The following is a 22,120-nucleotide window of genomic DNA, read 5'->3' on the forward strand; positions in this document are numbered from 1 at the left end:
ATTCTGGTGATTCATAACACTTATAAATTTTGGAGGGCAATAGAGTACCTACAACACCTTCAGGCATGTTTACAACCATGATGCAGGATTACCAGCAGGAACTAGGCGCAATACGGCAGCTTTTGAAGAAGAACCCGAATGGCATGAGTGTCACCGATATCTCCAGGGCGCTCAAAAAGAACAAGAATACCATTGGGCGTTACCTGGATATCCTGCTCATCTCAGGGCAGGTCGATATGAGGACCTACGGGATGGCAAAGGTGTACACGCTCTCCCAGCGCGTCCCGCTCTCCGCTATGCTGAGCTACTCAAAAGAACTCATCATGGTGCTGGACAACGAGTTCCGGATCATCGATATCAATACCAATTTCCTTGCCCTGCTCCACCTCTCCCGGGAAGAAGCCGTCGGAAAGAACATCTCGTTCCTCCAGTCCCCCGAAGTGGATGTCCACGAGCTGCTGGAGAGCGTCTCAAAGGAGAGAAAAGAGGCGGAGACAACGGTCACCTTCCTCGTGAAAGGCAAAGGGGAGCGGATTTTCCACCAGAAATGCATTCCCACGGTGTTTGATGACGGGGGAAAAGGGATCACCCTGATCCTCGAGGATGTAACGGAACGTATCCTTGCCGAGCGGGAGATCCGGGAAAGCGAAGAGCGGTTCCGGATGATGGCGGAAAATATCCGGGACGGGCTCATCATCCTTGAGAACGGGAAGACCATGTACGCGAATCATCGCATTGCCGAGATAACAGGATATTCCTTCAAGGAGCTCTGGGCGATGAACACGCTCTCCATAATCCCGCAGGAGTGCCGTGACGAAGTGACCTGGCGAATCCGGGATATTGAATCGCATCCTGAAACTCCAAGCGATCTCAAGATGTGGGTCATAAGGAAAGATGGCGAGAAGCGGTTTGTCTATGTCCGCATCAACGCTGTCCGGCACGGGACCATCCTCTACAATTTTGTCATCTTCACCGACATAACGGAACTGAAAAACCAGGAGGCAAAAGTCTGCGAGAGCGAGCAGCGGTTCCGGATGATGGCAGAGAATATCCAGGACGGCCTCATCATTGTCGAGAACGACAAGGTGGTGTACACAAATCACCGCATCAACAAGATCTCCGGCTATTCAGACAAGGAGATGATGACCATGGGACTCCACGGGACAATCGTCGTGGAAGATGTATCCGGGGGAATGGCCGATGCTGGCCTCATCCCGCTTTCCGAGAAGACAAAGATAGAAGAGATTGTGAAAAGCGTCCAGCCGGATTCCGGGGTCCCCGGCGAGTTCAGGATCTGGATCCGGAGGAAAGACGGGATCCCGCGGTTTATCCACGGTAAGGTCACCGCTGCCCGGAGAGGTTCCGTGACCAGCACCTACATCACGATTGCAGACATCACCGATTTTGCCGAACGGGAGAATGCCCTGCGCCAGCGTATCGATGCGCTCCAGGACCTCCTCCGCTGAGACCGTCATGTGCCCATCTTGTTTGTCCGGCTGGAGTTCCGGAGTTAACTATTCATATGTATAACCCATAGGGGAAATGTTTTAATGCGATGGAATTCAACTTTAGTGAGACATCTGGAAAACAGCGAGAAATTCTTATGACAACAAAAAATTCCCTGACAGCCGGTTCCACAAGGACGACCGGAAAACCGTTGTACCAGGACATCGGGAGCCACAACTTCGTGTCCCTCCTGCTCCTGGCCGGCATTGCCGTGACATTTTTTGCCATCGCCCCGGTGAGTGCAGAGGATGGCACACAATACCTTGCAGGCAGCCCGATACTCTCTGCGGCCATCTCCGGGAACAACGAGCTCATGCCCGGAAAAGAGGTCCAGCTCGGGATCGTGATCCAGAATACCGGGACAAACCAGTTCAAGTTCGTCCGGTCGAATATCGTGAACCGCGACGACCTCCCGAATACAGCAAAATTCCTGACTGTCAGCCTTGGTGCAGGAGACTCTCCTCTCATCGTGAAGTCTGACCCGCAGCTGACCGGCGACCTTCCAGCAAGCAGCACTGCAACAGCGACATTCACTGTAAAAGTTCCCACCGATGCAGCGGCCGGAACGTACCAGCTACCGGTATCCCTGCAGTATACCTATCTCTATAATGCCGACCAGTATGGTTTCGACACGATCGAATACCGGTACAAATCCATGAACGAGACCCTCACCATCCCCGTGAAGATCAAGTCGGACGTGCGACTCGATGTAGAGTCCGTACAGGTAAGCGGCCTCAACGCAGGGACCGAGGGCTACGTGACCCTTTCTGTGAAGAACATCGGCCACGAGGATGGGAAGAAAGCCATTCTCTGTATTGCCCAAAACGATGGCAGCCCGGTCATCCCTACCGAGGGTAGCGCATATATCGGAGATTTCCCTGCCGGGGGGACGGCAAGTGCCATCTTCCGGACATCGGTTGACTCCGGTGCTGAGGAGCAGACCTACCCCCTCGATGTGTACGTGAAATACGAGAACACTGACGGGGATACGGTCACTTCCGACATCGAGGCCATCGGAATCCCGGTAGGCGGAAAGATCAAGTTTGCCATCATCTCCGAACCGCAGACCATTGCAGCAGGCCAGAAGAAAGTGATCACGGCACAATTCAAGAACACCGGCGGGGCAACCGCCCACCAGGCAGTCGGCCGGATCAGCATGGTCGATCCCTTCAGCAGCAACGATGACTCGGCATTCTTAGGAGACCTTGCTCCCGGAGAGACGAAAGAGGCCTCGTTCCTTGTTACCGCAGATGGTGCTGCAACCGTGAAGTCGTACGGTATCGATGCTGAGGTCCGCTACCGCGATGCCCTTGACAACCAGGTTGTCTCGGACCCCATCAAACTCAATGTTGAAGTGGTGCCCGCAAAGAGCCTCGTATCATCCCTCACCGGCAACCCGGTACTCCTGGCCCTGCTGGTCCTCATCGTCATCGCAGCTGCCGGGTTCTATTACTACCGCAGGAAGAAACTCCAGTAACGGGGAAGAACATGGCCTATTCCCGTTTTTCCAGGACTTGTGGCAATGCTGCCCTTGTCGCAATCGCCCTCCTTGTCTGCACAGCCGCGGTCATTGTCCCGGCCTCCGCAGCAACAAAGTACGTTTCAGGCAGCCCGGATCTCTCTGCCAGCGTGACAGGCACTAATGAGTTCTTCCCGGGAGAGGATGCCACCATCACCATCCTCATCAGGAACACCGGTGTCAGTACCTTAAAACAGCTCAACCAGGGCACGATCGACTACGAGGACCTCCCGACAACAGCGAAATTTTCAACGGTCGGGCTCTCCTCCGGGACCGATGCCATCATCATCAAGAGCGACCCGCAGTTTGTCGGTGACATTCCCGCGGGAGGGGCAGGCAGTACGGTCAGCTTTTCCGCCAAGATCTCCACGAACGCAACCATCGGCGAGTACCAGCTGCCGGTGACCATAAGTTACCAGGCCCCCGATATCAGGAAGCAGGAGGTCGCTGATGTCTACGAGTACTCCTACACGAAGACCAGTACGACCATCCCTGTCACTATCAGAATCAAACCTGAGGTGAAGATCACTGTGGTCGAAGCTATCCCTGACACGCTCAGTGCCGGCACCTCCGGGTATGTTGTCCTGAAGATCAGGAACGACGGCCCCGAGAGCGGCACAAAAGCGAGCGTGAAGCTCACGCAGAGCGGGTCGAGTGCAATCATCCCGACCGACAGCACCGCGTTTGTCGGGGACTTCCCGAGTGGTGGTATCATCTCCTCCCGGTTCAAGATTTCTGCTTCCAAGGACGCTGCTGACCAGATTTACCCGGTCGATGTCTCGGTCACCTATACCAACCGGGAGGGCGAGATCGTCACCTCCCGGAGCGAGTCCGTGGGAATCCCGGTCAGCTCCAAGATCAGTTTCTCCGTAACATCCCCCGTTCCTTCTGTTTCAGCCGGTTCACATGATGCCATAGCGATCACCTACCGGAACAACGGCAACACCACGGTGCATGAGACCCAGTCACGGATAACCCCGCACGGGGGGGTCACAGCTGAAGGTACGGTCGCGTACCTTGGCGACATCCCCCCCGGGGAAACCGCGACTGCCCTCTACGATATTGCCGTCAGCAGGGAGATGCAGCCGGGAACATACAACTTTGACAGCAAACTCCGGTTCCGTGATGCTCTTGGCAACAGCCTGGAATCCGACACCGTGCCAGTGACCGTCCAGGTGCTCCCGGCAAAGGCCGGTACCATCGCTGGAATTCCGACCACAATCCTGGTTGCGGGGCTCATCCTTGTGGTTCTTGCAGCCGGCATCGGGTATATGGCATACCTGCGGAAGACAAAACCGCAGTGAGGGCACATGACGTTTACACAGGAGCAGCTGCTCCACCCCCAACAGACACACTCCTGCAACACTAGTGAGGGCCGGGTATGATCAAAGAAATATTTGAGAGCATCGCACATGCAATTATCAGGAGGCCAAAACTCGTGGCCTGCCTGCTTGTTGCAGTCTTCTGTATGGGTCTTTATGGCATGACCCTGCTCACCATGCAGACCGGGTGGGATACCTACGTGGACAAGGGCACTCCCGAAGGCGCCCTCCAGGCAAAATACAATCAGGAGTACAAATCGGATTCGATCATCCTCATCATCGAGGCGGGCGATCCACTCAGCCCGGATATTTTGACGTATATCGATGACCTGGAAAAGGACATAAAACAGCAGCAGAATATTGAGAGTGTCAATAGCATCACCGATTACCTGAAGGCGTACAATGGTGGCATGCTCCCCTCCTCCAAGGAGGAAACCCTGCTTTTAATCAACGCCCTTCCCGAAGACCTGCGCTCCACGCTTTATCCCTCCAATGTCTTAACACTCATCCAGATCAAGCTCACGCCCGGCCTGTCCGAGAATGTGCAGAAGTCGGTACTGAACAATATCGAGTCCGTCATCGACACATCCCCCATTCCGCCCGGTGTGACCGTGGAGATGTCCGGCTCCCCGGCATTTTCCCAGCAGATGGGTGAGGGCTTATCGAGCAACATGGGTATCCTCATTGGCGGGGCGATGATCCTCATGGTCATCACCATGGGCATCCTCTTTGCCTACGTCCGCCACCGCTTCATGCCGGTGCTTCTCGTAGGACTCGGCCTTATCACATCGCTGGGGCTCATGGGACTTGCCGGAATCAACCTGAACATGGCCGTGATCGGGGCATTCCCGGTCCTGATCGGTCTTGGGATCGATTACGCCATCCAGTTCCATGCCCGGTTCGATGAAGAGGCGAGGAAGGGATCGCTTGACAAGGCGGTCTTCATGACCGTAACCCGTACCGGCCCTGCCGTGTTGTACGCGATGCTGGCCACCTCCATGGGGTTCTTGGCCATGTTCATCTCAACCGTCCCAATGATCCGCTCGTTCGGGCTGGTTGCCATCATCGGTATCAACACCTGTTACTGGTTCTCCTGCATCGGCATGCCCACGCTCGGGCTTCTCTTAAACTACAAGCCCAAGCCGCAGACCGGGCAGTGCTACGCGGTCGGGACTGAAGCCTGTGACACGGTCATCGGAAAGGAGCAGAACAAAAAGAAGAACGGCTTCTCGTACGCGGATTTCCTGACCAGTACCTCAGTGAAGATTGCAAAGAACCCGGTCCCGGTCCTGCTCCTTGCAGGCCTCATAGCACTCATCGGCTTCCAGATCGACCCGACCATTCCGGTCAGTTCCGATGAGAACTCGTTTGTCCCCTCGGACATGCCGGCCAAGATCAACATCGACAAGGTCACCCGCATCATCGGGGCAACCAGCACCGCAGACTTAATGGTCCAGGGATCGCGGGTGACTGATCTCGATACGGTGAGATGGATCAAGGAGTTCCAGGACTATGAACTGGCCCATCACAACGTGCTGACAGGCGCGACCAGCATTGTCACCTATATCCTCCAGTACAATGGCGGCGCGATGCCCAAAACCCAGGCAGAACTCGACACCGTCCTTGCGAAGATCCCGGAGAGCACGAAAGAGGCATACCTCAGCAGCCCCATGAACGGGATCATCCGGTTCAGCACCACCGACATGGAAATGATCCAGATGAACGATCTCAAAGAGCAGATGGAAAAGGAGATCAAGTTCCTCGAACCACCCGTCGGGATCACAGTCGAACCGGCCGGGAGTTTCGAACTCTACACCAGCCTGCTCGGATCAATGTCGGAGTCTAAGGACCGGATGACCCTGCTCGGTTTCATCTTCGTCTTTGCGTTCCTGATCCTGGTATACCGCCACCTCCACGCGGTCTCCCCGATCATCCCGATCATCTTCGTTGTCGGCTGGAACGCAGTGATGATGTACCTCATCGGCCTTACCTACACTCCGCTGACGGCAACGCTCGGGTCCATGACCATCGGTGTCGCCGCCGAGTACACCATCCTGGTGATGGAGCGCTATGCCGAAGAGGAGGAGCGGCTGCACAACCCGATTGCCGCAATCCAGGAGAGCGTCCAGAAGATCGGCAGCGCCATTACGGTCTCGGGCCTTGCAACCTTCTTCGGGTTCTCGGCACTCTGCCTTGCCACCTTCCCCATCATCAGCAACTTCGGCATCTCGACCCTGATCGCAGTCGGGTTCTCCCTTACGGGCGCAATCTTCATCATGCCCGCGGTGCTCTCGCTCATGGGGCAGCTGTCCGAACGGCTGGACTCAGGGAAAAAGAGACAGGGTGTGCCGCCGTCAGATGCCAACGAAACCCCGGCAGAATAGATCCATGGCCATGCCCCGGGTGTTCCGGGGCACTATCCATTTCGTCTTCTTTTAGTCTTCTTTTCTGGCGTCTTCAACAATGGCTGGCACACCAGCCTCGCCCAGTTTCCAGAGCGTGAGCGTGGCGCAGGACCGGACGATCTCGTCAGCATCATGCAGCCGCTGCCGCAGGGGTTCGATGGCCGGCCCGCCAATCCGGCAGAGTGCCTGCGAGAGGAATCCGCGGAGCTCCGCCTCATCGGAGGCCATGGCATCGATGAGCGGGATAACGGCAGGCTCCCCCATCCCCCCCAGTGTCGCCGCAGCATAGCGCCGGAATGCCTGCGCCGGGTTGGCCTTCATGGCTTCAATGAGCGGCGCGATAGCTGGAGCGCCGATCCGGGAAAGGGCAACCGCTGCGTACCAGCGCCGGTCATTGTCTCCTGCCTCGCCGAGTTCTTTGAGCAGCGGGACAACCGCAGGCTCCCCGATCTCTTGCAGGGCCGTAACAGCAGCATGACGGACATCCAGGGAAGGATCGGACAGCCTCGCGATCTCCCGTTCAACTTTCTCCGCCACCGCCTCGGCCCTGCCCACATCGCTCATAGGTATCATTGATCTGCGCAGTCCGTGCTATTGGTTGTTACGCTTTCCGGCAGGCCGCGTGCCAAAAGGATGAAAGAATCCCGCAGGAAGATTTCCGCAGGATGCCTTTTTCATCCGATCGGATCACACAACGCCCAGCCAGGCAGGGACAAAGAGAATGACAAAGAAGACTGCCATCAGCACAAGGCCGAGAGGGACGCCAACCCTCGCCCATTCGCTGCTGGTGATCCCCAGCTTGCAGGCCGATATGATGTTGGGGATATTGCCGGGAATGAGCATTCCCCCCGCGATCAGCAGGCCCATCAGGGCGCTCGTGATCTGCTGGGAGGAGAGCGCTGGGCTGATCTCTGCTGCGGCAAGGGTAGCGTTGTCAAGGACAGCGGAGACGATATTGATCCAGTACAGGCCGGCAGACGGGATGTTGATGATATACTGGAGGATCAGCGGCTTGAATCCCTCTCCCAGGAAGACCAGCGCCATGATAAAGAGCCAGACCTTGCCGGCCCGGAGGAAGATCTCAAAGAGCGATTCGCGCCTGACGATACACTCGAGTTTCTCACCCGCGTTATGGCTCCGGGAGAAGAGAACAACCCCGACAATCCCCAGTGCAATGACGGCCGGGATGATGAAGATTGCCAGCCGGTCGAAGAGAAACAGGAACCCGGCATAATACGGGGGCCCCGAGAGCTTGGAGACAACAATCGTGGACAGCGGTTCTCCAAGCGGGGTAAGGCCGGCGCCAAGGCCGATGGAGAAGCAGGAGACAACGGTCACCTCAACCTTGGCCTTCCGCACAAGTGGCAGGGCGTTGACAATCTCGACAAGGATGATTGCCGCAAGGATCGCAGAGATGATGCTTGAGACCAGGCCGAGCACAACGATAAGGAGAAAGACAATCCATTTCAGCGGGACACAGTCGACCATTCCGACAATCGCTTCCTGCATCCTGCGGTGGAAGAGGTAGATCAGGAGGCCGACGATGAGGACGATCTGGACGATGCCGATGGGTATTCCCCCGATGTTTACGATATTCAGCGAGGAGAAGAGCGCTTCCTCAACAATCGCGATGCTCCAGCCGGTATGCTCCCCGGGAATGGCGATGAACCCGGAAAGCGTCAGGGCAGCGACACCACAGGCAAAGAGGAAGAGTTCGAGGTTCCGCTCAACACAACTCACGCGAAACGGGAGGATGAGCACCAGCGCGAAGATAACGAGGAGCCCGAGGTTTGCCAGCATGTCCATATTCTCTCTCCAGAACCGGACGGCAGGAACAGTCCGCTACTGCTGATTATACATCCGGGCCCGGAAGGTTAATGGATTCCCCTTCGTTACAGAAACGCGGGGATCTGCAGGGGTGGTGCAACAAGGTTTATATCCCCATGGCACGGTATAGGCAATTGATCAGCTTCGAAGGAGGTGCTGGTGTGGCACAGGACCTCATGAAAACAATCGGTGCACTGCAGGACGCGGCAGTCGGGCGCTGCCGCAAGCGGATCGAGGATGCAGCACTGAAGGCGAAGGGACTTTTACGGGCCGGGGAGCAGGACGAGAGCGAGAAGCGTCCTGCAGAAAAACCCTCGTGCGGGGTGACCTCGGTCCTGAAACGGAAGCACGGACTATGAGGGGGGGAGAGGATACGGATACCGAACGGACGCTCCTGCAGCAGATCCGGGACAAGGAACAGGAACTTGGTTCCCGGATCGAGGGGGCGAGAGAAAAAGCCGATGCGATGATCGCTGCCGCACAGAGCGAGGCCGATGATCTTGTCTGCACGGCTGAGAGCATGGCAAAGACTTCCGCGGAAAAGGTCTACTGGACGGAGCGGGGGAGGACCGAGACGGAGATCACGGAGCTGAAGAGGGCAGCAGAGCTGGATACCGCCGCGGCAATCGCCCGGGCGGAGAAAAACGTCCCCGCTGCTGCCGATGCGATTGTCAGGTACGTGACCGGGGAACACTGAGGGGCAAAAGGACGGTTGGACCGTATGCTCCAGGCGATGAAACGGATCCAGGTGGTCGGTCCCCGGGAGGACCTGGGACAGGTAGTGGATTTCCTGTACCAGGCAGGAACGGTCCACCTTGAGAAAGTCACCGAACTTGTTCCAAAAGAGGAGATCCGCCTTGACAGCGTGCGGCAGGGGGAAACGACAGAAATATCCTCGGTCCTTGCTACCATCAGCGCGATCCTCTCGACCCTCCCGGTTGCTGCAGATGACGAGACCGCCCAGGAAGCGCTGAGAGCTTCCCTTTCGTCAATGACCCACAAAGAGATCCTTGCCCGGAGCCACGGGATCATCAGCACCCTTGAGACGACAACACGGGAGCTTTCGGCAAAGAAGAGCGAACTTGTGCTCTCGGTCACGAACCTGAACCGGTACGAGAAAGTCCTCGACATCATCCAGCCGGTCGAGAAGGAACTCCCGGTGCTCGAAGGCTTCGAAGTAACGATCCTCCTTATCCAGCAGGAGCATAAGGAAATCCTTGACCTGATCAAGAAGGAACTCCTCGCGATCACCGGTGACCGCTTCGAGATGACCTCAACAACGGTCGATGCAGAGACCCTTGCGGCCATCATGGTCTTTCCCAAGAGATTTTCCGAAGAGATCCATTCCTTCATCTACTCCGTGAACGTGAACGAGGTCCGCCTGCCCAGGGAATATGCCGGCCGGCCATTCTACGAGATGTATGCCCTTCTTGAGGACAGCCGGCTCCGGGTCCTGGACGAAATTGCCCGGATCGACCAGAAACTCCGTGCCTTCTCGGCAAGATGGTACCAGGAGCTTGTTGTCCTGAGAACGTATCTTGAGAACATCCACTGCGAACTCGGGGCGTACCGGAACTTCGGACAGTCCGAGTATACGTTTGTGATCATGGGCTGGATCCCCAAAAAACACCTGAAGAAGACTCAAGCGGAGCTGAAAACCCGGTTCAGCGGCCGGGTCGTCCTCTGCGATCTTCCGACAAGCGAGAAGGACATGGAGAGTGCCCCGGTCTTTTATGACAATCCCTTCTGGGTAAAGCCCTTCGAATTCATCATGCAGCTTGTCACGCCGCCGCGGTACCGCGAGCTCGACCCCTCCCCCATCCTTGCGATCTTCTTCCCGCTCTTCTTTGGGATCATGGTCGCGGATATCGGGTACGGGCTTGTCATCCTCGCCTTCGCGTTCGTGATCCGGCACAAGTTCCAGGCCATGGCATTTGCCCGGAGCCTTGCCGACATCCTGATCATCTCATCCATCCCGGCGATCTTCTTTGGTTACCTCTTCGGCGAGTTCTTCGGGGATTTTGGTGAGCACATGGGCTGGTTCCACCCGGTCCACTTCCTTGACATCACCTGGAACCGGGTGGACGCGATGATCCCGATGCTCGTGCTCGCGATCCTGCTTGGCGTCATCCATGTCCTCCTCGGCCTTGTCATCGGCATCCGGAACGCGGTCATCACGAAGAAGAAAAAGCACCTGTACGAGAAGTGCGGCATGTTTCTGATGATCGTGGCGCTGATCGTCCTGGTCACTACCCTCGCGGGTTTCCTGCCGGAGGTTGCGATGTACCCGGGCATCGCCCTTGTCATCGTTGCCCTGCCGCTCATCCTGCTGGGGGCGGGGATATTCGGCACCATCGAGGTGATGAGCACGGTGGGAAACATCCTCTCATACGCCCGTCTCATGGCGATCGGTATGGCATCGGTGATCCTTGCGATGGTTGCCAACCGGCTTGGCGGGGCGTTCGAGATCGCGATCATCGGCATCATCGTTGCCCTCCTGCTGCATGCCCTCAACGTCGTGCTTGCGATGTTCTCGCCGTCCATCCACTCGATGCGTCTCCATCTCGTGGAATTCTTCAGCAAGTTCTACGAAGGAGGGGGGGTGCCGTACCAGCCGTTTTCCCGGCCGGCGGGGGAGGGGGAGAAGAAGGGGGAGTGAGTGGAAATCCCGGTTCCGGGACTCGATCCGGAACTCCTGCTTTTCCCTGCCGGACTACCTGCAGCCCGTCCGGACCCGCCTTTCGCGTCTGTATTAGCGCTATTTGCGTCTCATTTTTTACGACGGAAAAATGGGAAAAATGAGGGACTTAGTCCTGCTTTTTCCTGAATTAGTCCTGCTTTTTGGGGTACTTAGTCCTACACCCCCTTTCCCGGAGGGGCATCCTACGACGGTGGATGGATAGGTTTGGTTGAGGGCACGACCTGAACATTCCTGGTATGGCCGGGAAGGGATGATCCGCTCATTGTTGGATTATCCCGGTGATACTGCCTCCTGTTGTTTCTTCTCCCTCACCTTCTTTTTCTTCTTCTCTAAGAGGCTCTTCACCTTCTTGAGCCGGAACAAATCCTCCCGCTCCCGCTCCTCAATTGCGTTCTTGATATACTTGGCCTGGCTCCTCAGCTCCGGGATCAGGATCTGTTCGAGCGCGTTGACGCGCCGGCGGTTCATCTGGATCTCCGCCCCGAGCCGGCGCATCGCGGTCTCGGTCTCGGCCAGCTTGATGAGAAGGTCGAGCTCCACTTCGTACCGCTCGGCCGTCTCATCGATCCGTGCACTGGTCGCGATGATCCCGTAGCCCCGCTCCAGCATACTCTTGGATACGCGTTTCTTCTCGATGACCGGGACAGGGACGCCCATGATGTTCTTGCCGCTGATGCCGACCGTGATGGAACGCCGGGTGGCAAACGATGCGGATCGCAGGGTCACCGGGTCATCGGTTGCGGCCGCGATCATCAGCGCAAGATCGGCAGCCCGGGAGATCTGGTCAAGCTCGTCGCGGGAGTCCGATACGCTGGAGAGGATCTTGAAGAACTCCTGGATGAGCGCGTCCATCTTCTCCCGCAACAGGTCGCGGCCCTGCTCGGCAAGCTTGATCTGCGCCTTCTTCTTCATCAGCTCCATCCGCGTGGGCTTGACCTGCTCCATCCCCGCTCAGCTCCCTTCGCTCTTCTCCTGCTGCGCAGCCGTTTCCTGTGCGGCCGGGTGGTATTTCGCGATGTGCTCGCGCTTGATCCGTTTCAGTTCATCCACCGGCAGGGTTGAGAAGAGATCCCATGCAATCCCGAACGTGGTCTCGATGGCCCGGTCCTCGTCACCCTGCGTAATGAACTGCCGCTCGAAGGCATCCGCGAACTTCAGGTATTTCCGGTCCAGGTCCGTGAGCGCTTCCTCGCCCACGATCGCCACAAGCCGGCGCAGGTCGCGGCCGTACGCGTAGGAGGCATAGAGCTGGTCGGCAACGCCACGGTGATCCTCGCGGGTCTTGCCAGGGCCGATCCCGAGGTTCATGAGCCGCGAGAGGCAGGGCAGGGCATCGACCGGTGGGTCTCCCCCGCGCCGGAAGATGTCACGCGAGAGCACGATCTGCCCCTCCGTGATGTATCCCGTGAGGTCGGGCACCGGGTGGGTGATGTCGTCGTCCGGCATGGTCAGGATCGGGATCTGCGTGATCGAGCCCTTCTTCCCTTTCAGCCGCCCGGCCCGCTCGTAGATGGAGGCAAGATCGGTGTACATGTATCCCGGGTACCCGCGCCGGCCTGGAACTTCCTCCCTTGCCGTCGAGATCTCGCGGAGCGCCTCGCAGTAGTTGATCATATCCGTCAAGATCACGAGCACGTGAAGGTCGTGGGCAAATGCAAGATGCTCTGCAACCGTGAGGCCGCACCGCGGCGCCGCGAGCCGCTCGACTGTGGGGTCGTCGGCAAGGTTCATGAAGAAGACAACGCGGTCGAGCGCCCCGGTCCGCTCGAAGTCCTGCATGAAGAACGAGGCTTCTTTGTGCGTGATCCCCATGGCAACGAAGACCACCGCGAACTCCTCGCCCTCGCCCCGGACCTTTGCCTGCCGGGCGATCTGGGCGGCTAGCTTGCTCGCGGGAAGGCCGGAGCCGGAGAAGATCGGCAGCTTCTGTCCGCGGACAAGGGTGTTGAGGCCGTCGATCGCCGACATCCCGGTCTGGATGAAATCCGCGGGCTTGTCGCGGGCCGACGGGTTGATTGGCTCACCGGCAATGTCGAGCACCGCCTCCGGTATGATCTCCGGACCGCCGTCGCGGGGCGTTCCCACGCCCGTGAAGATCCGGCCCAGCATGTCCTTTGAGACCGTGATCCGTGCCGGCTCGCCAATGAACCGGGCCGTTGTCCCGACGAGATCGATGCCTCGCGTGCCCTCGTAGACCTGGACAACCGCATGCTCCTCGGAGATATCGAGGACCTGGCCGGTCCGGACTTCGCCGTCCTTTAAGGTGATCTTCACGATCTCCCCGTACGATGCACCAAGGACACCGGAGACGAAGATGAGCGGACCCGAGACGTACTCGATGGTCCGGTATTCCTTGGTAAGGAGAGAAGAGTCCTTCATCGCTCCACCTCCAGCCGCGTTACCGCAGCAGTCACTTCATCGATCATCTTCCGGACCGCTTCCGCATCGGCCGCCTCCTTCATCCTCCCGATGGTTGCCCGGAGCGGGAGCGCCTGCACCTGCCGCAGGCTCACGCCCCGGTTCATTGCCAGGTTCACCTGCTCGTAATAGGTCATGATCACCTTCAGCATCATGTACTGTTTCTCCACGGGACAGAACGAGTCGGTGTCGCTGTACGCGCTCTGCTGGAGAAAGTCTTCGCGGATCATCCGCGTTACTTCAAGAATCGCCTTCTCGCTGTCGGGCAGGGCATCCGGGCCAACGAGCTGGACGATCTCCTGCAACTCGACCTCTTTCTGGAGCAGGTACATTGCCTTCTCCCGGATCTCCCGCCAGTCATGGGCAATGCTCTTGTCGTACCATTCCGCGATGCAGTCAAGGTAGAGGCTGTAGCTCTTGATCCAGTTCACCGACGGGAAGTGCCGGCGGTAGGCAAGATTCGTGTCAAGTGCCCAGAACGTGCCGACAACACGGAGCGTGTTCTGCGTGATCGGCTCCGAGAAGTCTCCGCCGGGCGGTGAGACTGCTCCAACGACCGTGACCGAACCGGTCCGCTCTGTCCCTTCCCTGCTCCCGAGGCAGATGACCCGGCCCGCCCGCTCGTAGAAAGCCGAGAGCCGGGTGGCGAGGTAAGCAGGATAGCCCTCCTCGCCCGGCATCTCTTCGAGCCGGCCCGAGACCTCGCGGAGCGCCTCGCCCCAGCGCGAGGTCGAATCGGCCAGCAGCGCCACGTCATACCCCATGTCCCGGAAGTATTCCGCAATGGTGATGCCCGTGTAGATCGAGGCCTCGCGGGCGGCCACCGGCATGTTGGAGGTGTTGGCGATCAGGATCGTCCTCTCGATGAGCGGGAGCTTGGTACGGGGGTCAACGAGTTCGGGGAACTCCTCGAGCACATCTGTCATCTCGTTGCCCCGCTCACCGCAGCCAATGTAGACAACGACCTGTGTGTCCGACCATTTCGCAAGCGTCTGTTCCGAGACTGTCTTGCCCGTGCCAAAACCGCCCGGGATCATGGCTGTCCCGCCCTTTGTGACGGGGAACATGCAATCGAAGACCCTCTGCCCGGTGATGAGGGGCAGGAGGGGGTCGAGCTTCTTTGTGTGGGGCCGGGGGATCCGGACCGGCCAGGTGTGCATCATGCTGAGCTTTGTTGCATTGTCGAGGACGCAGACAATTTCTTCGACCGTGAACGATCCGGACCGGATCTCCGTGACGGTGCCTGCGACTTTCGGGGGAACGAGGATGTGGTGCTCGAACTGGAACTCTTTTACCGTGCCGATTATGTCCCCGGGCCCGAGCTTGTCGCCTTTTTTCACGGAGGGGGAGAACTCCCACTTCTTCTTCCGGTCAAGGCCCGGTGCCGTGATGCCGCGGCCGATGAAGTCGCCGCTCATCTCTTTCAAGACCGGCAGCGGGCGCTGGACGCCGTCGTAGATGGAGGAGAGAAGGCCCGGGCCCAGCTCCACCGAGAGCGGGGTTTCTGTGTTCTCTACGGCCTCGCCCAGCGTGAGGCCGGTCGTGTCCTCGTATACCTGGATGACTGCTTCGTCCCCTTCGAGCCGGATGATCTCGCCGCGGAGGGCCTCGGCCCCGACCTTCACCACGTCGTACATCTTGGACCCCTTCATGCCCTTTGCCACGATCACCGGGCCCGAGATCCGTGAAATTGTCCCCGATTTCATATCATCACCTTTTCAGCACGATGTTGTACCCGATTGCTTTTCTTAGGAGCCGCTCGATATACGTCCGCCGGTCAACTTCCTTCTTCTTCGACGGGATCGGGATGATGAGCGGGCGGTGCATCTTCTCGATCCGGTCCATCAGCTTCTCGTCCAGCCCGAGCATGTACTCCTCATTTACTGCAACGATCCCGATGTCGTCCTTGTGGAGGAGGGGAGGGATTGCGGCCCGGGCCTCCTCCATGTCATCCGCCTCGTATACCTCCGCTCCCGCGAGCCGGAACCCCGATGCCCGGTCGCTGTCCGTCACGATGACCAGCTTAAACATAGACCAGCTCCTCCCGTAAGTTCTCAACCGGGAAGTCGGCCGTCTTGCAGCGCGAGATGATCCGGATATTCGTTATCTCGTTGTACTTGGCCCAGAAATACCCGATGAGAGACGCCACGCTCAGCGGGTCGCCAAGGAATGAGTCGACACCCTCCCGGACCAGGTGCCGCTCCAGCTGCTTCTCGATAACGGAGATCTTCTGGGCCCGGAGCACATCCTCCGGGATCGTTGCCAGGAACCGGTAGCGCGTGGGATGTAACGTGGGGTACCAGGTTGTGGAGAGCATAGCCGCAGCCTCCGCGATCGTGGGGAGGACAAGGACCCGGGCGATCATCTTCTCATCCAATGCCTGTCCTCCTTCGAGCAGGAATTTCTGTGCATCTTCGGGTGCGATCCGGTCCCTCACCATCCGGAGGATTGTCTTGATATTCACCACATCAACCTCAAGCGAGAGCACCTGGCGGATCTTCGCGTTGTCTGCCCCTTTTGCAGAGACTGCCTGGAGCGCGTCGTTGTAGTAGAACCGGTCAAGAGCACACTCCAGCATCCCGAGATCCCCGCTCTTTGCAAACTCCGGAAATGCCGTTGTGAGCGGCCGGGCCCAGCGGATGTCCCATGTTGCAAGGAGATCAATCACCGCTTTTACGTCCGGTTGCCGGACCAGCTCGGTCAGGGTTGCCTCGTCCAGTTCGCCAACGGGAACAAGACAGTCCACAATCTCCTCGTTTGTCACGTGGATGTTCTTTCCGCGGAGGATCGTCTTGATGTTCTGCACATCCCAGCGGTGAAGGAAGATGCTGATATAGAGCCGCGCCTCTTTCTCCTTCGAGAAGTCCAGGACCTTCCGGAACGTCCGGACAAAGTTGTTCCGGAGGGCATATTCAACAGCAGTGACTCCCGTGTACTTTCCTTTTGCCTCGATGAGGTCCTCGCGGTACGCGGTCTTCTCGAGCTCGGCTATCAGCGAGTCCATGTCCGGCTGCAGGATAAGGTTGTCAAGCGTCCGGTGGTCGAGGAGCCTGCTCTTCATCCCCCGGATCCGGGCATTAATGTACCCCCAGTCCATCTCAGCCTCCGGAGAGGATGGTGTAGATCGAAAGCCGCTTGTGCTCACGGATGCGCTCGAGGCGCGATTCGACCGTGTTTGCGATGGTGACAAGGCTGTCCGGTGATGCTGCAACAAGGCCGCCGGCGCACTCGATGTCGGGGATGACCTCGCAGCGGACACCCATGGCGGCAAGGGTTGCCCGGCAGAGCTCCAGGTCACGCTTGTCAACATGGAGGACAAACGGATTTTGTCCTATTGCGCTCACCGTCTCCCGTGCGAGTCGTTCGAAGATGGCAGGGTACTGTTTGTCCTGCCGGAGCCCGGACAACCGTCTTTCTGCCTCTCTAAAAGCGGAGAGGAAGATCTTCTCCCGGCCCCGGAGGGATTTTTCCTTGATCTCTCCCTTTGCCAGGTAGAGCTGCTTGTTGCGCTCGATGGCCACAGACCGTTCTGCATCGCGGATCGTGGCCTGCTGGATCTCGTCGGCCCGTTTCCTTGCCTCAGCGCGGATCGCTTCCGCCTGCTGTTCTGCCTTTTGCAGGAGCTCCCGCTCTCTTGCTTCTGCACTTTCCTCCACGGATTTCAAAAGATTATCATAGGCCACGGCATCACCATCCTCTCATGCCTGCTCCGGCAGGGTGAGGTGCCAGTTCTGTCTTTCCCGGGGTTCCCGGCCCGGGAAAGGGGTGAGAAGAATTTTTTTGGGAACGCACTGCTCACGGGGCATCCCGCACCGGAGTCGATTCGTCTGTGCAGGTCACTTCACCATCAGGATGATCATGGAAGCGACAACGAACCCGAGAATGACCAGCGTCTCGGGGATTGCCTCTAAGATGATGATAGTTCCGGCGGTCTCCGGCTTCTCGGCAATCGCACCGGCGCCGGCTGCCCCGATGCGTGACTGCGCCCAACCTGTACCAATCGCACCAAAGGAGAATGCGATGGCAGCACCGATAGGGACTTCCCAACCAACCATGTCGATACCTCCCAATGATAGAACCTACAGGGCCCGGATATATTAAGGTTATTGTGTGTTTTCATGGGAAGTCCGGGGGGCATCCCGGGACTTCCACGACGTATCACGCATTCTTTCCTGCAGGTTTCGCGTGGGAGATGACCGAATCCATCGCCTCAATGGTTGCGCGGGGGATGGCGCGGCCCGGTGCAGTCCCACCAAGCGTCAGGAGTTCGCGGATATCCGCCTTTGTGAGGGTGGAGAACGCGTATTGCTGCCACTTCTCGCGGTCAACGCCGATCCAGATCTCGGCAAGGATCTCCCGGAGCCGGGTATAGTCCGTGCCGGAAAAAGAGGCCCATTCGGCATCCGGGGCGCGGCGTATCTTCTCGATCGCGGCCTCGATCGCCTGTTCTTTCTGGAGCTGGAACCGTCTCCTGCCCAGCTCTTCTTCACTGGTAGAGGGCATAATTCACTTACAGGGAAATTATCCTGTCCGGGATTATAGCATTTTCCCTTGCCGGGAACCACCCGGCCAAACCTGGTAGTGCGGACGTTGCTGTCCCGGCATCTCCTCCGCAACATTTATGAGCGCATAGCGGGATTCACTCATCATCCCCGGAACGGGGCTGGAGGTAAGAGTATGCCGGAGGTTACCCAGGCAGAACTGGGAAGGCGCCTGTACCATGTCCACCGCGGAAAGACGGTCGAGAGTTCGATGAAACTGATGCAGCAGGGGATCGGTGCGGATTGGAAGTCGCTCTCGGAAGCAGACATTATGCTCCTCTCTCATCTGCTCCAGTGCACGTGGAACAAGATCGACCAGAAGGTATGGGACAAAATCCCGTTCATGAACCTGAGCATGGAATCGGTCAGGAAGATCCTCTCCTATGGTGACGGAGTGCGGCCGGGAAAGAATCCTTCGCCCGAAGCCGTGGAAGAGATCCGGAAGATCCTGCTGGCCATACGGTAAGAGACTATTCAAAAGCATCTGTGGCCGTGATCTCCCCAAAGGGGGGATCACTCTGTTGCCACGTTAACGCACTCGGCGATCGTGCCGATCCGGGCAACCGCGGCGCACATGTCCGGCACGTATGCAAGCGCTTTCCCTGAGTTCACCATGATCGCCTCGTACTGTTCCATGACAGGCGAGACCACCATGCAGGTGTCGGCAAAGACCCGCGCACCGCTCTTCTCGATCTGGTCCACGGTCTTCTGATTCCGGTCAATCACGCCCTGCGACGCAAAGACATAGAACGGCATGGTGACGACCTTTCCCCTCAGGAGGCCGGCAATCTCCTCAAGCTCCAGCGGCGAACAGTGCGGGCAGCCCACGGCAACCGCGTCCACCGGGATCTCTTTGAACAACCGCTCGACCTCTCCTGTCTCGACGTTGATAACCTCCAGACCGGAAAGGTCGAAAAGTCCCTTTGCTGCCTCAGGAGTCACGCCCTCGACATGGTACAGGGCAACGGCACCGGTCGCCGCCGTTGCCGCCCCGAGCCCCTTGAGCCGTTCGGGAGTCGCGGACTCAAGCCCCGAGAAGAACGGGATCCGGTTGCCTACGAGTTTTCCCGCATGATACCCGAGGGCCCCGTAATGGGCTATGTCCCAGTTGCGGGTATCGGCCTCGACCCGGACAATGATCTGCGGCTTCCGCTTTTCTTCAAGATGGAGCCCGTAGCACGGGGTCTTTCCCACGATGGCTGCGGCAAGGGCGCCAGGACCGCCCTCGCGGTTGGTCCGGGCACCGATCACGGAGTTTGCATAGCTGACCGCGGAGGACTCCGACCAGGCAAGGTGGTCCCCAAACGAGGTCTCGCGGAGATAGTAGGGCGTGCAGGTGCACTCAAGGGCGATGCCGAGCCGCTCGTAGGCTGCAACAACCGCCTGCTGCTTTTGTGCAAAAACCGGGTCCACACCCATCTCCTCCCAGCGTCCCCGGGGCATGCCAATCGGGTTCAGCACGGCCGGGACAACCGCCTTTGCATCAAGCGAGGCCAGCCACTGGAGGCCGTACTCGCCGATGGTCTTGTAGGAGGCCCCGCTCACCTGCGCACTCCTGATCGGGACGAGCCGCTCAGCTCCGAAAACCTTGCCAAGCGCAACAATGAGCTCGAGCATCTTCTGTTTCGTTTCGCCCTGCTCACCGGCAAGGATCCGTTCGTCGTCACGGTCGAGCTGCATGGACTCACCACGTTGCGCGGCGGAACTCGTCCTCGCGCCCCAGCACCATGGTCGCGTCCACGCCAACCTTCACGTTCGTCCCGTCTTCAAGCTGACAGGGATCAAGTGACGATCCGCGGACCCCCTGGATTATCATGATGTCCCGGTCCCCGCTTACCCGGGTCGCAATGGCGTACTCGACCTCATGCGGATTTGCGGGATCAATGTCCTCGTCAACGACCACGACATGCTTGAGGGAGGTGTGGGCAGCAAACGCCGCCATGATTGCATTCTTCCCGTCTCCCTGCGTGCTCTTCCGGATCTGGATCACCGCGTGGAGGTACCCGCAGCCTCCTTTTGTGAGGAGAACATCCTTCACTTCAGTGACACCCGCGACTGCCTTGTAGATCTTCGGCTCGTACGGCGCTCCCATCAGCATCTTATGCTCATCGCCCCCGGGCAGGATGCCGTGGTAGATGAAGTCGGGTTTTGTGTGCATGCCGGTGATCTCGATGATGTGCTGGCGGCGGATCGGGTCGTATGTCCCGGTGATATCGACGAACGGTCCTTCATCGGTGAGCTCGGCCGTGATGAATCCTTCGAGCACGATCTCCGCGTCGGGGACGAGCACGCCATTGCTGCATTTCTTCACCTTCAGCGTGCCGCCCATCAGCTCCGCGGCATACGGGAGTTCCTTTCCGGTCGGCACCCTCGTGCAGGAAGCAAACGTGACTGCCGGGTGCGTCCCGATCGTGATCGCGACGGGCAGTTTTTCACCCTTTGCAATGGCTTTCTTCACCATCACGTGCGTATGCCGGCCCTCGACGAGCCGCGCAACAACGCGGTGGTCATCGAGCACCTGCATCCGGTGGATCGACCCGTTTTCGACACCCTCCCAGCGCGAGAAGACGATGGCGGAGGTGAGGTACTTCCCGGCGTCTTTCGGGAAGTGGTGCATGATGGGGAGCTTCGTGAGGTCCGGCTTCGGCATCGTAAGCGTCCCATCTTCAACAACCTTCCCGTTGAACTGCGCATCCGCAAGGGTCTTCACCATCGCTCTCTCGTCGATCCCGAGCGCAAGAGCGAGCGAGGCACGGTTTGCCGTCAGGTTCATCACCGCCTTGTGACCGCCGAGATTGTGGAAGAAGAGGAGCTTGTCCGTTTTCGCTGCCATCTTCGGTGCTTCCATATCCGGCGAGACGGCTTCCTTTACATCTGTAACGAGCCCGGCCTTCCGCATCTTCTCAATGAAACTACGCATCGTATCCCTCCCAGCGCCCGCCCAGCGTATGCTCGATATCAAGGTGGTCGAGCACCCGGGCAACAACCATGTCCACAAGATCATCGATGGTCTTTGGCCGCTGGTAAAATCCCGGGCTTGCCGGCATGATGGTAGCGCCTGCTTCCTCGGCAGCCAGCATATTCTTCAGATGGATCTTCGAGAGCGGCATCTCGCGGGTGACGAGGATGCACTTCCGTCCTTCCTTGAGGCAGACATCGGCAGTGCGGGTGATCAGGTTGTCCGTGTACCCGTTGGCTACGGCAGAGAGCGTCTTGGAGCTGCAGGGGATTATCACCATCCCGTCGTACTTATGCGAGCCGCTTGCGATGGAAGCGAAGAGCTTGCCATTTGCATGGTAGGTTGCAGGGAATCCCTCAAGTGACACGCCTTCATGGGCCGCAATCTTCGCTGCAACATCCGAGACAATGACATGTACCTGCGCCTCCCTGCAGAGCACCTCAAGCAGGCGCCGGGCATAGACAGCCCCGCTCGCCCCCGTCACCCCGACAACGATCTCCTTCTTCATAGCAGAACAACCGCCTCTCCTGTGATACCAATGTCGGAGCGCGGGGGAAAAAGAGTTTGTGATACCGAGGGGTCATCAGACCCCGAGGTGGAGAAGAACGCTTCAGCGTTCTTCGACTTTCGACTAGTTCGAAGAGCCTGCAGCTCTTCTCTTTCTCGACCTTCTCATGAAGGTCTCGAATTCATCAGAACCAGGAAGACGAGAAGATTTGCAGAGCAAATCTTCGAAAACCGAGAGGCCCATCAGGGCCTTGAGGTCGAGAAACATCCTTCAGGATGTTTCGAGTTCCGAGGGGTCATCAGACCCCGAGGTGGAGAAGAACGCTTCAGCGTTCTTCGACTTTCGACTAGTTCGAAGAGCCTGCAGCTCTTCTCTTTCTCGACCTTCTCATGAAGGTCTCGAATTCATCAGAAC

At 58.4% G+C, this 22,120-nt stretch carries 22 protein-coding genes; 9 read left to right on the forward strand and 13 right to left on the reverse strand.

All coding sequences use genetic code 11. From position 1 onward, the window contains the following. Positions 1–77: 77 nt before the first annotated feature. From PHF39_RS03790 to PHF39_RS03805, 4 genes are all read left to right on the forward strand, one after another. Complete coding sequence (locus PHF39_RS03790) at positions 78–1,466, forward strand: PAS domain S-box protein (RefSeq protein ID WP_300220339.1); 1,389 nt, start codon at positions 78–80, stop codon at positions 1,464–1,466. Between the two features lie 137 nt (positions 1,467–1,603). Further along, positions 1,604–2,983 (forward strand): NEW3 domain-containing protein, encoded by a 1,380-nt coding sequence (locus tag PHF39_RS03795; protein WP_300220341.1) that lies wholly within the window; start codon positions 1,604–1,606, stop codon positions 2,981–2,983. 11 nt (positions 2,984–2,994) lie between these two features. Then, positions 2,995–4,329, forward strand: coding sequence for an S-layer protein (locus PHF39_RS03800; protein ID WP_300220343.1), 1,335 nt, complete (start codon positions 2,995–2,997; stop codon positions 4,327–4,329). 77 nt (positions 4,330–4,406) lie between these two features. Next, on the forward strand, positions 4,407–6,731 hold the full coding sequence (locus tag PHF39_RS03805) for a hydrophobe/amphiphile efflux-3 (HAE3) family transporter (protein WP_300220345.1): 2,325 nt from the start codon (positions 4,407–4,409) through the stop codon (positions 6,729–6,731). Positions 6,732–6,782: 51 nt separating this feature from the next. On the opposite strand, the gene PHF39_RS03810 is transcribed toward PHF39_RS03805, so the two are convergent. After that, positions 6,783–7,316 carry a HEAT repeat domain-containing protein gene (locus PHF39_RS03810; protein WP_300220347.1) on the reverse strand — a complete coding sequence of 178 codons (534 nt, stop codon included), beginning with the start codon at positions 7,314–7,316 and terminating at the stop codon, positions 6,783–6,785. Positions 7,317–7,439: 123 nt separating this feature from the next. Beyond that, positions 7,440–8,558 (reverse strand): DUF1646 family protein, encoded by a 1,119-nt coding sequence (locus tag PHF39_RS03815; protein WP_300220349.1) that lies wholly within the window; start codon positions 8,556–8,558, stop codon positions 7,440–7,442. A 137-nt stretch (positions 8,559–8,695) separates the two neighbouring features. Between PHF39_RS03815 and PHF39_RS03820 the strand changes: the two genes are divergently transcribed. From PHF39_RS03820 to PHF39_RS03830, 3 genes are read left to right on the forward strand one after another with little or no spacing between them, the layout of a single operon-like run. After that, positions 8,696–8,938, forward strand: coding sequence for a hypothetical protein (locus PHF39_RS03820; protein WP_300220351.1), 243 nt, complete (start codon positions 8,696–8,698; stop codon positions 8,936–8,938). Next, entirely contained in the window at positions 8,935–9,276 is a 342-nt protein-coding gene (locus tag PHF39_RS03825) for a V-type ATPase subunit subunit G family protein (RefSeq protein ID WP_300220353.1), read from the forward strand. Before PHF39_RS03820 ends, PHF39_RS03825 begins: the two co-directional genes overlap by 4 nt. A 24-nt stretch (positions 9,277–9,300) precedes the next feature. Continuing rightward, complete coding sequence (locus PHF39_RS03830) at positions 9,301–11,238, forward strand: V-type ATP synthase subunit I (protein ID WP_300220355.1); 1,938 nt, start codon at positions 9,301–9,303, stop codon at positions 11,236–11,238. Between the two features lie 312 nt (positions 11,239–11,550). Here PHF39_RS03830 and PHF39_RS03835 read toward each other — a convergent pair whose 3' ends face one another. From PHF39_RS03835 to PHF39_RS03870, 8 genes are all read right to left on the reverse strand, one after another. Continuing rightward, positions 11,551–12,225: a V-type ATP synthase subunit D gene (locus PHF39_RS03835; protein WP_300220357.1), complete on the reverse strand. Its 675-nt coding sequence runs from the start codon at positions 12,223–12,225 to the stop codon at positions 11,551–11,553. A 6-nt stretch (positions 12,226–12,231) separates the two neighbouring features. Further along, on the reverse strand, positions 12,232–13,659 hold the full coding sequence (locus PHF39_RS03840) for a V-type ATP synthase subunit B (RefSeq protein WP_300220359.1): 1,428 nt from the start codon (positions 13,657–13,659) through the stop codon (positions 12,232–12,234). Continuing rightward, positions 13,656–15,404, reverse strand: coding sequence for a V-type ATP synthase subunit A (locus PHF39_RS03845; protein WP_300220361.1), 1,749 nt, complete (start codon positions 15,402–15,404; stop codon positions 13,656–13,658). Before PHF39_RS03845 ends, PHF39_RS03840 begins: the two co-directional genes overlap by 4 nt. A 4-nt stretch (positions 15,405–15,408) precedes the next feature. Then, positions 15,409–15,729, reverse strand: a complete 321-nt coding sequence (locus PHF39_RS03850; protein ID WP_300220363.1) for a V-type ATP synthase subunit F — start codon at positions 15,727–15,729, stop codon at positions 15,409–15,411. After that, positions 15,722–16,795 (reverse strand): V-type ATPase subunit, encoded by a 1,074-nt coding sequence (locus PHF39_RS03855; protein ID WP_300220364.1) that lies wholly within the window; start codon positions 16,793–16,795, stop codon positions 15,722–15,724. Before PHF39_RS03855 ends, PHF39_RS03850 begins: the two co-directional genes overlap by 8 nt. A gap of 1 nt (position 16,796) precedes the next feature. After that, the gene (locus tag PHF39_RS03860; protein ID WP_300220366.1) at positions 16,797–17,354 is read right to left on the reverse strand and encodes a V-type ATP synthase subunit E family protein; all 558 of its coding nucleotides are present in this window, start codon (positions 17,352–17,354) and stop codon (positions 16,797–16,799) included. Positions 17,355–17,534: 180 nt separating this feature from the next. Beyond that, positions 17,535–17,753: an ATP synthase subunit C gene (locus tag PHF39_RS03865; protein WP_015284299.1), complete on the reverse strand. Its 219-nt coding sequence runs from the start codon at positions 17,751–17,753 to the stop codon at positions 17,535–17,537. 103 nt (positions 17,754–17,856) lie between these two features. Further along, complete coding sequence (locus PHF39_RS03870) at positions 17,857–18,201, reverse strand: hypothetical protein (protein ID WP_300220369.1); 345 nt, start codon at positions 18,199–18,201, stop codon at positions 17,857–17,859. A 174-nt stretch (positions 18,202–18,375) separates the two neighbouring features. On the opposite strand from PHF39_RS03870, the gene PHF39_RS03875 reads away from it, so the two are divergent. After that, a complete protein-coding gene (locus PHF39_RS03875; RefSeq protein WP_300220371.1) occupies positions 18,376–18,705 on the forward strand; it encodes a hypothetical protein in 330 nt (109 codons plus the stop codon). Between the two features lie 47 nt (positions 18,706–18,752). On the opposite strand, the gene PHF39_RS03880 is transcribed toward PHF39_RS03875, so the two are convergent. The 3 genes from PHF39_RS03880 to PHF39_RS03890 are packed head-to-tail and all read right to left on the reverse strand — an operon-like array spanning position 18,753 to position 21,706. Continuing rightward, entirely contained in the window at positions 18,753–19,919 is a 1,167-nt protein-coding gene (locus tag PHF39_RS03880; RefSeq protein WP_300220373.1) for an aconitase X catalytic domain-containing protein, read from the reverse strand. 4 nt (positions 19,920–19,923) lie between these two features. Next, positions 19,924–21,159, reverse strand: a complete 1,236-nt coding sequence (locus tag PHF39_RS03885; RefSeq protein ID WP_300220375.1) for a UbiD family decarboxylase — start codon at positions 21,157–21,159, stop codon at positions 19,924–19,926. After that, positions 21,152–21,706, reverse strand: coding sequence for a flavin prenyltransferase UbiX (locus PHF39_RS03890; RefSeq protein ID WP_300220377.1), 555 nt, complete (start codon positions 21,704–21,706; stop codon positions 21,152–21,154). Before PHF39_RS03890 ends, PHF39_RS03885 begins: the two co-directional genes overlap by 8 nt. 166 nt (positions 21,707–21,872) lie before the next feature. On the opposite strand from PHF39_RS03890, the gene PHF39_RS03895 reads away from it, so the two are divergent. Next, positions 21,873–22,120: hypothetical protein (locus tag PHF39_RS03895; protein ID WP_300220379.1), on the forward strand; the 248-nt coding region annotated here is incomplete at its 3' end.

It is taken from the genome of Methanoregula sp., from assembly GCF_028712425.1.
In the GTDB taxonomy this organism is placed as follows: domain Archaea; phylum Halobacteriota; class Methanomicrobia; order Methanomicrobiales; family Methanospirillaceae; genus Methanoregula.

Excerpts from the sequence above, each read along its gene's own strand:
- PHF39_RS03840 (WP_300220359.1), bottom strand. The coding sequence starts at position 13,659 with ATGAAGGACTCTTCTCTCCTTACCAAGGAATACCGGACCATCGAGTAC.
- PHF39_RS03880 (WP_300220373.1), bottom strand. The coding sequence starts at position 19,919 with ATGCAGCTCGACCGTGACGACGAACGGATCCTTGCCGGTGAGCAGGGC.
- PHF39_RS03820 (WP_300220351.1), top strand. The coding sequence starts at position 8,696 with ATGGCACGGTATAGGCAATTGATCAGCTTCGAAGGAGGTGCTGGTGTG.
- PHF39_RS03825 (WP_300220353.1), top strand. The coding sequence starts at position 8,935 with ATGAGGGGGGGAGAGGATACGGATACCGAACGGACGCTCCTGCAGCAG.
- PHF39_RS03815 (WP_300220349.1), bottom strand. The coding sequence starts at position 8,558 with ATGGACATGCTGGCAAACCTCGGGCTCCTCGTTATCTTCGCGCTGGTG.
- PHF39_RS03870 (WP_300220369.1), bottom strand. The coding sequence starts at position 18,201 with ATGCCCTCTACCAGTGAAGAAGAGCTGGGCAGGAGACGGTTCCAGCTC.
- PHF39_RS03835 (WP_300220357.1), bottom strand. The coding sequence starts at position 12,225 with ATGGAGCAGGTCAAGCCCACGCGGATGGAGCTGATGAAGAAGAAGGCG.
- PHF39_RS03805 (WP_300220345.1), top strand. The coding sequence starts at position 4,407 with ATGATCAAAGAAATATTTGAGAGCATCGCACATGCAATTATCAGGAGG.
- PHF39_RS03875 (WP_300220371.1), top strand. The coding sequence starts at position 18,376 with ATGCCGGAGGTTACCCAGGCAGAACTGGGAAGGCGCCTGTACCATGTC.
- PHF39_RS03890 (WP_300220377.1), bottom strand. The coding sequence starts at position 21,706 with ATGAAGAAGGAGATCGTTGTCGGGGTGACGGGGGCGAGCGGGGCTGTC.
- PHF39_RS03850 (WP_300220363.1), bottom strand. The coding sequence starts at position 15,729 with ATGTTTAAGCTGGTCATCGTGACGGACAGCGACCGGGCATCGGGGTTC.
- PHF39_RS03865 (WP_015284299.1), bottom strand. The coding sequence starts at position 17,753 with ATGGTTGGTTGGGAAGTCCCTATCGGTGCTGCCATCGCATTCTCCTTT.
- PHF39_RS03845 (WP_300220361.1), bottom strand. The coding sequence starts at position 15,404 with ATGAAATCGGGGACAATTTCACGGATCTCGGGCCCGGTGATCGTGGCA.
- PHF39_RS03790 (WP_300220339.1), top strand. The coding sequence starts at position 78 with ATGATGCAGGATTACCAGCAGGAACTAGGCGCAATACGGCAGCTTTTG.
- PHF39_RS03800 (WP_300220343.1), top strand. The coding sequence starts at position 2,995 with ATGGCCTATTCCCGTTTTTCCAGGACTTGTGGCAATGCTGCCCTTGTC.
- PHF39_RS03855 (WP_300220364.1), bottom strand. The coding sequence starts at position 16,795 with ATGGACTGGGGGTACATTAATGCCCGGATCCGGGGGATGAAGAGCAGG.
- PHF39_RS03885 (WP_300220375.1), bottom strand. The coding sequence starts at position 21,159 with ATGCGTAGTTTCATTGAGAAGATGCGGAAGGCCGGGCTCGTTACAGAT.
- PHF39_RS03830 (WP_300220355.1), top strand. The coding sequence starts at position 9,301 with ATGCTCCAGGCGATGAAACGGATCCAGGTGGTCGGTCCCCGGGAGGAC.
- PHF39_RS03795 (WP_300220341.1), top strand. The coding sequence starts at position 1,604 with ATGACAACAAAAAATTCCCTGACAGCCGGTTCCACAAGGACGACCGGA.
- PHF39_RS03810 (WP_300220347.1), bottom strand. The coding sequence starts at position 7,316 with ATGAGCGATGTGGGCAGGGCCGAGGCGGTGGCGGAGAAAGTTGAACGG.